The 11789-nt window shown below is 40.5% G+C and carries 8 protein-coding genes; 2 read left to right on the top strand and 6 right to left on the bottom strand.

Annotated elements, in window-relative coordinates; genetic code table 11:
• Window positions 1-476: 476 nt before the first annotated feature.
• Genes NLX65_RS01210 through NLX65_RS01200 form a run of 3 tightly spaced genes read right to left on the bottom strand, consistent with a single transcriptional unit; the run spans window position 477 to window position 2706 of the window.
• Window positions 477-1241: a hypothetical protein gene (locus NLX65_RS01210; RefSeq protein WP_260536313.1), complete on the bottom strand. Its 765-nt coding sequence runs from the start codon at window positions 1239-1241 to the stop codon at window positions 477-479.
• A 4-nt stretch (window positions 1242-1245) separates the two neighbouring features.
• Entirely contained in the window at window positions 1246-1872 is a 627-nt protein-coding gene (locus tag NLX65_RS01205; protein ID WP_260536310.1) for a metalloprotease, read from the bottom strand.
• Window positions 1873-1926: 54 nt separating this feature from the next.
• Window positions 1927-2706, bottom strand: a complete 780-nt coding sequence (locus tag NLX65_RS01200; protein WP_260536308.1) for an FAD-binding oxidoreductase — start codon at window positions 2704-2706, stop codon at window positions 1927-1929.
• 457 nt (window positions 2707-3163) lie between these two features.
• Between NLX65_RS01200 and NLX65_RS01195 the strand changes: the two genes are divergently transcribed.
• Window positions 3164-6748, top strand: a complete 3585-nt coding sequence (locus NLX65_RS01195) for a sodium:solute symporter family transporter (protein WP_260536305.1) — start codon at window positions 3164-3166, stop codon at window positions 6746-6748.
• Between the two features lie 157 nt (window positions 6749-6905).
• Window positions 6906-7529 (top strand): ankyrin repeat domain-containing protein, encoded by a 624-nt coding sequence (locus NLX65_RS01190; RefSeq protein ID WP_260536302.1) that lies wholly within the window; start codon window positions 6906-6908, stop codon window positions 7527-7529.
• 342 nt (window positions 7530-7871) lie between these two features.
• Here NLX65_RS01190 and gltX read toward each other — a convergent pair whose 3' ends face one another.
• The 3 genes from gltX to NLX65_RS01175 form a co-directional block, all read right to left on the bottom strand.
• Window positions 7872-9374, bottom strand: a complete 1503-nt coding sequence (gltX, locus tag NLX65_RS01185) for a glutamate--tRNA ligase (protein ID WP_260536299.1) — start codon at window positions 9372-9374, stop codon at window positions 7872-7874.
• Window positions 9375-10003: 629 nt separating this feature from the next.
• Window positions 10004-10660 carry a phosphatidylserine decarboxylase family protein gene (locus NLX65_RS01180; protein ID WP_260536297.1) on the bottom strand — a complete coding sequence of 219 codons (657 nt, stop codon included), beginning with the start codon at window positions 10658-10660 and terminating at the stop codon, window positions 10004-10006.
• 244 nt (window positions 10661-10904) lie between these two features.
• A complete protein-coding gene (locus NLX65_RS01175) occupies window positions 10905-11741 on the bottom strand; it encodes a phosphatidate cytidylyltransferase (protein WP_260536294.1) in 837 nt (278 codons plus the stop codon).
• Between the last annotated feature and the right edge of the window lie 48 nt (window positions 11742-11789).

Here is an 11789-nt window from a genome sequence, read left to right as displayed (position 1 = left end):
ACGTTCAAGTCGTTGATTTTTTGTGTTAAAAGAGAAACGTATCTGTTCATATTACTGGTTAATAATGAACTTTATCCCATTTTTTTCTTGATAAGAAAGTGGACAAAAAAAACACTGCACTGAACACATACAGAAAAATGCCTCTGTAAAAAGCTTTTTTATCAATAAAAAGTAAAAATAACTCAATAGCCAACAGAAAAGAATGCGACAGTTTATGAGCGTATATAAAAAATATAAAAAAACATTGATATGGAATAATATATATCTATAGTGGCCTGAAAAAGTCGGACAAAAGTATTTTAATTTATTTTCGTATCTGTTCATCGCAGTGGTTTTTTGCGTCAAAAAAAACCTGCCCCTGTAAAAAGTTGCGGTTTAGAAAGTGGCACTTTACCGAGGGCTTGATTTTTTGTCCGTTTTTTTATCAAGAAAAAAGTGGGATAAAGTTCATTATTAACCAGTAATGTGAACAGATACTATCTAATTTTTTGGTACAAAAAGATGATACCTGCCCCTGATGCGCAACGCATCGCGTTTATAGTAGAAAGATGCTTTGTATTGCTATCTTGCTTGCAAGTAGCATGCCCAGCTTGCGGATCATTATGTTTGTAAAAAAACCATTCTTGATCCTTTTTTACGTAAACAATTAGAGGCTTTATATCAGCATTTTGTTGCATCTGTGCTACAAATGCGGTTAAAGCAAAAGTATGTCTTTCTGAGTTGGGTACTACTGGGTTAGCGCTAATGGTTATAAAGGCTATGTCCATTAACATACGTTTCTCCCAAGAACCATCTGCTTGCACTCTTGGAAAATAAACCAGTAATGCATCAGGCAGGTTACGCAATGGGTGGCTATCTTTATGGTTTGCTGTCGTTAGGCTGGTTTCTATGCGTGTATACCAATCATTTTGTGCATCTGGATCTTCATCTGGCGCTATATATAAGGGCTTGAGGTCCTGATCCCTACTATGCTTTAACAGCATTTTTCCCTCTGGTCTGCTTTTAAATATCGTATACCAATCCTCATCTGCTGGTTGCGCGTCTTTGGGTCTACTTTTAGGTCCCTGGGTCCAACTTGCTTTCATTATGGAGTTGGCTATATTTTCCTGACCTCCAGGAAGCTTTGGCTCATGTCTAGGTGCCTTTCTTTTGCAAGCCATTACCATCAGTACCAGGACTATCCATGTTAGTTGCCCTTTGCACAATAAACCAAATTTCCATTTCATACGATAAGATTTCATGGTGTTACCACTCTTGTTCCAAGCGTTTACAGTAATGCCATCCACATATAAAGAGCTGCATGATAAAGAACCAATGGTATCCTTGAAGGTAAAAGCAAGGAATCGCAATAGCAGCAGCGGCCAGCCCGATGATCAGACTAGCTACATACCCTTTATGACCAAATTTTTTTTCTAGAATATAACGCACCAGCCAGCCACCATCCAGTGGTGCAATAGGTATTAAATTCAATAACAACCATCTACTATTGATATACATCGTCACGGAGAGCAAATAGTTCAATAAGTAGCCACTGACCATATTACATTGCAGCAATAGATAAGCCACTAATGTCAGTAATCCTTGAAACAGCGGTCCTGCAAGGGTAATGAAAAATTTTTGTTTGTCCGTTAGCTGTGATTCATTAAAGATGGTTCTTCCACCCAAAGCTTGCAGTACAACAGTAGGTGTCGCACCAAAAAAAAGAGCAGTTAATGCATGGCCATATTCATGTATAAGTATACTAAAAGTGAAGATACTAGACCATAGTAAGCCTTGCGTATATGGTCCGTCTACACTACCCATTACCAACAATAAAAAGATCCAATAACTCAGATCAATCGTTACTGAAACTTTTAAAAATCTAAAACGCAACACGGTACTATAGTTTTAGGTCCTCAACCTACAGATGGAATAGATGCTATTTCTTTACACACCACGAGAAATATATTTTTCACGTTTGATACGTTGTGGGTTAAACCCCATTGTTTCCAATTTTTCAATACTATCATCAATCATATATGGGTTGCCGCAGAGGTATACCAAATCAGTCATTGGGTTTAAGTCAAGTGTCTCAAAGGCCGATTGCACATATCCAGCATAGTGATAAGGTGTGGTCAATACATCTGCTCTACTGAGATAGCCACGAAAATGAAACCTTTCATATTTTTGCGCAAAAGCAATAAAATCTTCTGCATAAAGTAGGTCGTTGGCATAACGTACACCCAATAGCAACGTTACCTTTAGCTTGTCATCTGCTTCTAGTCGTTGGGCAAGGGCAGGCAACATAGAACGATAGGGGGCTACACCTGTTCCAGTCGCTACCAATATATACTGGGAGGGACTTTCTACTGTTTGCAGGATGAGCCTACCTCTAGGCCCCACACAGCGCAACTCATCTCCGATTTTTAAATTAAAAAGGATGTTCGTAGCGAATCCACCCGCAACAGGTGCAATGGCGATGTCTAATCTATCCCCTGGACTATTGGCTAGGCTATAGCTACGCGGGATGGTTTTACCAGACGCATGCGGCAACAAAAAAGTAATAAATTGGCCCGGTATAAAGCCAAAAGGCAGTTGATCAGAACGTATAAAAGTTAGCTCTGCTACGCTAGGTGTAAGCATGGTAGAGCCTATATGCTTAACCTTAAATTGATTGAGTTCCATTACTGCTATGTCTGCTTGCGCGTGGTCTATCAATGACCACATGCGCCATGTTGTATCTACTCTTGTGCTTTAAGTTCGTATCTGTTTCCTGTACCTGTTCCCAACGTAAAGCTTACATCCGTTCTGTGTGCGAACCACACGTCCTACAAACAGACTAAAACATTTTATGGACATTCCTATTCGGTACTTGAACCCAAATCTAAAAAAAACTAAGCATGAATCGAAATTTTTTATAAAAAGCCATAACGAAATGGCTGTGTAATGTTCCATACAAAATCGAATTGGTATCTTTTTTGTCAACCTATATGAATAGCCTTTGTTTAGGCCATTAATACACATTTTTTATACCATACGGTAGATGTTATATTGCATAAAAGAATTTTTTGTTTCTTTTTTTATCAAAAATGTACAAATTCTTGTATGGATACAAATTAGTCCTTATAATTTGTATATAACTTATTTCAGTGTACTAATTTGTAATTAATTGACGTATTTAGCTATGGCACCCTTCTTAGATATACCCCTTTTTATGGTGGTTTCTTTTCTATTATTGACTTTAGTGGTTGGTATTTATTTTAGTCGAAAGATTACTTCCTTTCAGCAATATGCTGTAGGTAATAGACAGTTTGCTACTGCTACTTTGGTGGCCACTGTATTGGCTACCGCTTATGGAGGAGGAGGTTTGATACGCAATGTACAGCAGGTGCATCAACTTGGCCTTTACTGGATCATCTTGGATCTTTTGGCTGGGTTTGATCTCTATATTATCAGTAAGTTGGCTTTATATATGGGTCGATTTATGGGTCATCTTTCTATGCCAGAAACGATAGGTAGCGTATATGGTAAATATGCCCGAATCATTACAGCGTTATCTGGTATTTGCGATGCGATTGCTATGATTGCGATGCAAATCAGTGCCATGTCTTTAGCCATTAGTCTCTGTTTAGATTCCGTACATCCCAAGGCGATTACGGTTGTAGTGACTGTAATCTTGATTTGCTATTCTAGTTTTGGAGGCATTCGTGCGGTTGCTTTTACAGATGTATTGCAATTTATCACTTTTGCCATCATTATTCCTATTTTAGCATGGTTTATGCTTAAAAGTACCGGTAAATCCGTTACAGAAATCATTCCTTTTTTACAAAGTCAGGAAAAATTTCAATTGCGTACGGTATTGCATTTTGATATGAACCTAGTAGCGATGTGTTTGCTTTTGTTAAGTTTTTTAATGGGTTACATAGAGCCTCCAACCCTACAGCGCGTCTATATGTCTTCTAGTTCGATACAAGCTGGTAAGGTGTTTTTATATGCCACACTTTTCAGTTTTGTCATCACCTTATTGATCATGCTGATTGGCCTATTTGTTTTTGTAGCTGCACCCGACTTACCCGTGACGGCTATTTGGGGGTATATCATGGCGCATGTTCCTCCTGTTTTTAAAGGCATGGTTTGTATCAGTTTGTTGGCTATGGCGATGTCCACAGCTGATTCTAAGCTAAACGCCTGTGCGGTGATGATTAGTCATGATATGTTGCAGAGTATACGAAGTCCAGAGAAGGCACCTTATGCGCACCAGCTCCGGTTGGCCATGTGGATGAGTATAGGCATAGGTATATTGGCTATGGTATTGACTTTTTATTGCAACGATCTATTGAATTTGCTCAAATTAAGTCTAGACTTTTCGCTTCCGATTGCTACTGCTCCTTTTATCTTGGCTGTGTTGGGTTTTCGGGGTACTGCTCGTACCGCTTTGATTGGTATGGGTACAGGCATCGTATCTATTGTAGCTTGGGACCACTGGATTGAACCCAAAACGGCTATCAATGGTTCTTTTATTTGTATGGTAGCCAATGGTCTAGCCATGATGGCGGCCCACTATTTATTCAAGCAGCCGGAAAATACAGGTTGGATAGGCCCAGATCGTACATGTATACAAATGCAACAAGTGCATGTGCGTAAGCAGCGCGCGCAAAAAGAAGCGATTAAAAATGGTTTGATAGATATCAAAGCTACCTTAGCGAAGCTTCAACCCAGCCATGCGGCATTAACCTATTCGGGGATTTATATCGTCATCACTAATTTGTTGTTCTATTGTATAGCCTCTATTGTCGATCATGTCGGTTGGCTTATGGCACAACTTTTAGTAGGCGCTTGCTTCTTAGGGTATAAAACATTTCTGTCCACAACACCAAAATTTATTCCTGATTGGGTATTGGGTTTGATCTGGGTTATAGGCTTATCTTTTTGCTTGCCTATCAATGTAATTTGGCATTGGTGGCAGGGTTCCCCACTTTTGTTGAATGTGGGTTTGTCGTTGGCCCACTTAGCGGTTACCTTGTTGGTGTTTCCTTTATATCTTGGTGTCAGTTTTGTAATGGTTACGCTGTGTATGACAATCTTCTATTGTAGCGCCATCTACTGTACCAAGCCACTCCTATTGATGCTATCACCCTTAGGTGTAGCGTTGTTGTTGCTGCTTTGTTTGGGATTTGGGTTACTTATTTTGGGTATTTTTATTTACCTGAAAGCTAAAATCAAGGCTTACTTTGACCAAGTAGGTTATTTAAAAGATAGCGTACAGATGCGTGCATCCCAAAAACACAAGGAAGCGCTTTATGACGCAGCTATGGCCCCTTCTATTGGCTTGGGTCTGCCTAAGAGGTATGGTTCTATTTTAGGAAAAGCAGTCCATAAAATGGAGGAAGCTATCTCCTTTTTAGATGGCAATATTCCCATTTATAAGCAAGATTTCCAGAGTATTATCAATAAGCTCTATGATTGGGTGGCTTATTTCAGCAAGCATGAGCAAGCCAAAGCGCATGCTTTGTTACAGCCTGCTAAGATTAGCTTAGACCAGTTGATTTACAAACTAGAGTGTACCCTATCCCAGGAGGTAGCTGATCCGCCTAGGTTATTGGTAGAACAAACGGTCGATCCTAGTGGTGTGTTAGCTTCCCATATGGTATGTGATGTCCATCAAGTAGTCTATTCATTGGTACAGGCGGTTTTACGAGTGAGTGGTAGATTAGATGGCCCTACCCCACCAATCGTCAGCATCCAACTGCATGCCACGGCTTTGCAATTTAAACGCGCAGATGCTATAGATAGTAGCGTGCCTCATTGGATGCTTTTTCAGGCTATTGGGTGGGTAGTACGTAACGTTTCCATTTCTTCTGAGGCGTTGCCGAAGGTAAAGCCTTTGTATAGTGATCAGGTGGGCACTATGGGGTCAGAAGGGAAGCAGGCAGTGCATCCATCTATCGATCTACAGCAAGAGACTATAGCCAGTATCGTTTGTGCCCACTATGGATATTTAGAATATCCTGCTGATGGCAAACCATGCACTATGCTACTGGTACTGCCTATTGATGTCACAGAAATTCGTGATAGGATGATGTTTAGGCTACCTATAGATTGCTTGACCTCAGCAGCCCCTGTTACACCTAAGGAACAGGCGGATGCAATGATGGCCTTAATGCAGTTCCATGATTATGTCTGTAGGTCCTCTTATAAAGTAGATCCTATTGATGTAGGTACGATTTCCAATCTACTTTTATTACTCAGGCAACACTTTGGCTTGAAGCGCCATGCCTCGGGCCAATTATTTTATGTACGTGTGATAGGTATTGCCGAATTGGTGCTAGAATGGGCGTTTCATTCACCTAAGGTAATTTATGCTGCTTTGCTTTATGAGTTGGTGCGTCATACCTGTTTGCCGCTTTCTTATGTTAAGGAACATTATAATTTAGGGGTCTATGCCTTTGTGTTGAATGTGGTAGGGGTAGATAAGCGCCAAACCTTAGATCATCCTTCTTTGCTTTATGTTCAGAATCGATTAAAGGAAGCCATTAAAGAAGATCACGTACAGCTTTCTGTACTTTTTATTAAATTGGCCGAACGGCTGTATGACCTACGTCATGCCTTTGGGTATACCCTATTAGAGGATGTAAAATATATGGCTTATGAAACCCTGATCGTAGATGTGGCGCTGGCCAAGCAATATTTGGGTAGTGAAATAGCAGAAGCCTTGGCACAAGCAGCTAAACAGGCATTGGAGATCTACCATCAAAAAGCCGTCCGCTAGGTTGCTTGTATCCGCCTAACCCAATCTAAGTGGAGGTGGTAAAGCGTTGAAGGATTTCTTATAGAAGTTGCTTAGATTTAAACCTAAAGTTATTTTTCTAGTGCACGCAAGGAGGCATCTTTTAGAGGATATGCGAGCACCACATACAACAATTAATATGGCTGAGAGGAATAGATATGGTGACACGCTCCTACATGTGGCAGCCTTTAAAGGTGACGCGCAACAAGTCAAGGTATTATTGCAAGACAAAGCAATCGATGTAAATGCAAGAAATAACTACGACGATACGCCCATACATTATGCCGTTGCGCAGGAACAGGTAGAGGTACTTCAAGTACTGCTTGCACCATCTACAGGCGTGGATGTCAATGCAGTAGATCAAGATACCTATGTCCCGCTCCATTATGCGTCATACACAGGTCATGTGAAAATGATCCAAGTATTGTTGGATAATGTAAATATTAATGTGAACATCATGGATAAATATGCAAACACCCCTTTGCATTATGCCGCATTTGTAGGACATGTAGCAGCGCTTAAGGTATTGTTGTCTAGCAGGTTGATTGATGTGAATAGCAAAAATCAGCATGCAAACACCCCATTATATTATGCCGCATGGCAAGGTCATGTAGAGGCGGTGCAAACATTAGTAGCGGCTACAGACATTGAGCTAATGGTAAAAAATAAGTATGGTTACACGCCACTTGATGCAGCCAATAGAGCTAGCCATTCGGAGTGCCTAGATCTGTTGTACCATGCCGTGCATAAAAAAGACGACTAAGCATCGTATGTGTTTAGCACAGTGGTTGTTATTAGGTATCTGTTCCAGTCACTGGTTTTTTGCGTCAAAAAACCCGCCCTTGAAAAAAAGTCGCGATTTAGAAAGTGGCATTTTACAGATGATTAGGAAAAACAGTTTCCTTTGAAGCCCCCTTTGGGGGCGCTTTCTGTTTTTCCATCTGTAAGATGACACTTTCAGTGACTTTTTTCCGAGGGCTTGATTTTTTGTCCACTTTTTTATTAAGAAAAAAGTGGAATAAAATTTATTATGAACCAGTAACGTGAACAAATACAAGAAAAAAGTGGGATAAAGTTTATCATTAACCAGTAATGTGAACAGATACTAAGCATCACGGTACCCATTCAGCATAAATGCCTCTATTCTTTTATGCGTTTTAGCCCTGCCCAATAAGGCTATGGTTTCTGTAAGGTCTGGGCCTGCTACACCCCCTGTCAGAGCCATACGCAGGACGGGCCTGATACCAGGCATTGTTTGTAACACCTCTTTGATCGCATGCACATCCCATGTTGCTAAGTCCGTAAGCCTTTGGGTAAAAGCCACCAGCTCCTCTTTGGTTTGCTGTTTCCACTTTTTCTGGATCAGTTCAGCATCATAATCCACAGGATCAAAGAAGAAAAACCTGCCTTCCTGCCAGAAATCGTTTGGGAAGGTAATTCTATCCTTTACAAGGTTACAAATGGCCATTGCCTCCTGTTGGCTGCAAGTTATATTTTCTTTCGTTGCTTCTGTGATAAAGTAGTTGGCCCAAGCCGTTGGGCCTTGTTTTTTAATATGCTGTTGGTTAAACCATTTCGCTTTAGCGATATCAAACTTAACCCCTGATTTGCCTAGCCGTTCCAGAGAAAAAGCCTCTATTAAACCTTGTTTGGTAAAGATTTCTTGGTGCGTACCTGGGTTCCATCCCAATAAAGCCAAAAAGTTCCACAATGCCTCTGGTAAATAGCCTGCTTCTCTAAACGACTTTTCCACTGTAAGGTCTGGGCTACTCCAAGTGATTGGGAATGCTGGGAATCCATATTGATCCGCATGGCGTTTGCTTAGCTTGCCCGTACCATTGGGTGCTAATAGCAAGGGAAGATGTATAAATTGAGGCATTTGATCCGCCCACCCTAAGTAACGATATAACAATATATGAATAGGCGTAGATGGTAACCACTCTTCGCCACGGATCACATGGGTAATTTGCATCAGGTGATCATCCACTACACTAGCAAAGTGGTAAGTAGGCCAGCTATCTGACTTCATTAACACTTTATCGTCCAAGGTAGCCGTATCTACTTTTACCCAGCCGCGGACGCCATCTTTAAAGCGTATGAGTTCCTTATGCGGTACTTTCAGTCGAATCACGTAAGGCTTTCCAGCTGCGATCCATTCCTGCACCTGTTCTGCAGGCATGGTGAGCCCATTGCGCATCCATTCACGGCTTATGGCGTTGTAGGGGGGGTGGTCTACCTTTGCTGCTTTAAGCCGCTCCCGCATCGTTTCGATCTCTTCGGGTGTGTCAAATGCATAATAGGCGTGGCCACCATCCAATAAGGGTTGGATGTATTGCCGATAGAGGGCTATCCGTTCAGATTGTCTATAGGGCCCAAATGGTCCCCCTTGTTCAGGGCCTTCATCTGGCACAATCCCCAGCCAACGTAAACTTTCTAGAATATACGCTTCTGCGCTTGCCACCAAGCGCTTTTGATCTGTATCTTCCACACGCAATATAAACCGTCCGTCCGCTTTTTGGGCCAAAAGGTAATTGTACAAAATGGTTCTCACACTACCAATATGTAAGGCCCCTGTTGGACTAGGAGCAAAGCGCACATGCACCGTCATATCTTAATCTAAAAAAACAGCTAAAAACATCAGTCTATTGGCCACATCGCCTAAAAGCAGTGACTTGAACAAATACCTAATAACAACCACTGCGCTGAACACCCAATGGCGTCAACTTAAGGAATATCTATTCTAACACAGCGATAGAAATGGCTAATGTGTATACGCCGCTGCTCATGTCCGCCAAGTTTTTTTATCGGCGGACATAATCGCCTTAACTTGACGAAATGGCAGCAAATATATCTATTCAATTTACTGGTTTTTATGTAAAAAGAACAACGCCCCTGTAAAAAGTCGCGGTGTAGAAAGTGGCATTTTACAGATGATTAGGAAAAACAGTTTCCTTTGAAGCCCCCTTTGGGGGCGCTTCCTGTTTTCCCATCTGTAAGATGATACTTTCAGCGACTTTTTGCCGAGGGCTTAATTTTTTGTCCACTTTTTATCAAGAAAAAAGTGGGATAAAATCCATTATTAACCAATGGTAAGAATAGATATTTTTATTTGAAAATTAACAAAAATAATCCTTAAGTTAACGCCATTGGCTGAACACCTACTAAAAACAAGCACAAAATCGTATGCCTCAACTTCCCTACCATGGCTGCGCCAGCACAGCCTTAAGTAGGCATAAACTATATTTTGGCCAAAACCGTAACCCCTCCTTTTATTTTATCACCTACAGCTACCTGGATATCGGCATCCAGAGGCAAATAGACCTCTGCTCTTGAACCAAACTTAATAAAACCACATTTTTCACCCTGTTGCACCTCTTCCCCTTCTTTAAAATAAAACTTGATGCGACGTGCCATAAAACCGGCTATTTGTCTAAAAAGAATTTGCTGACCATTCTCATTTTCAATTACGATGGAAGTCCTTTCATTATGCGTACTAGCTTTAGGATGAAAAGCCACCAAGTACTTACCTGGGTGGTATTTAAAAAAGACAATCCTACCAGACATCGGAAATCGATTCACGTGTACATTAAAGGGAGACATAAATATACTTATTTTGATGCACTCTTCCTGTAAGTACTCCTCCTCATATACGTTTTGAATATTAATAACTTTACCATCTGCTGGCCCTAGTATATATTGATCTTGCGTATGGATGATACGGTATGGATCTCTAAAAAAATAGATTAACCAAAAATACAAAGCACCACTTACTACTGCAAACCCTATCGATTGATGGTAACTAAATACCACTTTTTTATGCATGCCATAATAGATCAGCAACAGCAGCACAGGCGTCCATAACAAAATTTCTTTTCCTTCTTTATGTATTTTCATTACTTGAAAAATTAAAATCCAGCACTATTGTAACCGTCATCCAATGGGTAGCCCTTTTGCCCATAAGGGCAACGAAAATAGGTTTGGTTTCAGTTGTGCCTATAGACCGTTGGTATGCGCAGCCGTTTAGGGAAATTGATAAAAAAATTGGTACACAGTAAAAATAATACAAACATCTGTTTTTCAACAAAACAAACATGTGTTTAGTTTTTTATCAAGCTCCACATAGCCTATATAATGCCTTTTACCCACAGAGCAAAGTGATTTTTAAGAATGCCACTATAGTAGGAATGGTTAACAATAAACTATCCACTCTATCCAAGAGTCCTCCATGACCTGGAATCATTTCACTAGTGTTTTTTGCATCTACACTTCTTTTCAGCAATGAAGCAACCAAATCTCCATAGGTACCGGTAAAAATGGTAATCACTGAGATCGAAAGCCACTGCCATAAGGGTAAAATATTAAAAAAATAGGCGGTCCCATAACCAGCCATAACTGCAAATAAGGCACCAGCCACCAAACCCTCCCATGTTTTTTGAGGAGAGATCCGTTTAAAGAGTTTGGCTCGTCCTATGGTAGAACCCACTAGGTAGGCCCCCGTATCCTGACTCCAAACAATAGCCAATAAACCCAGGATCAGCTGGTTGGAATAGATGCCTTTAAAAAAGGCTAGATAGTGCAGCATGCCACAAGGAATGGCAACATATAAGATTCCTAAAAAAGTAGCCGCGATATCTAAAAAGGGATTAGAGGGCTTGTGACTATAGAGCGCAACGATATATATTAAAACCGTTAAGGGAATACAGCTATAACTTAATATAGGTAAAAAATTACCTTGGAGGTAGTAAGAAAAGGCTATGGTATACAAGAGTAGTCCTAAGCAAATGCCGTAGCCGCGCATGGGTGCCACATTGGCTTGCTTCAGCAACTTATAAAACTCTAACATAGCCAACATGGCTACATAAAAAAAAAGAAAAAAATAGGTCCATGCAGACCAGAAAATGGCAAAAATAATGACAGGTGCAAAGAAGACAGTCGAAAAAAACCGCTGTACAAAATTGTTTTGTTTTTTGAGCATAAGTGTAAATTTTTTGTATCTGTTCACGATACTGGTTAATAATGACTT

Origin of the sequence: Candidatus Cardinium sp. TP (assembly GCF_025215055.1) — a bacterium.
GTDB lineage: Bacteria > Bacteroidota > Bacteroidia > Cytophagales > Amoebophilaceae > Cardinium.
The sequence above is the reverse complement of the archived record's forward strand: the minus strand, read 5'-3'. Positions and strand labels throughout refer to the sequence as shown.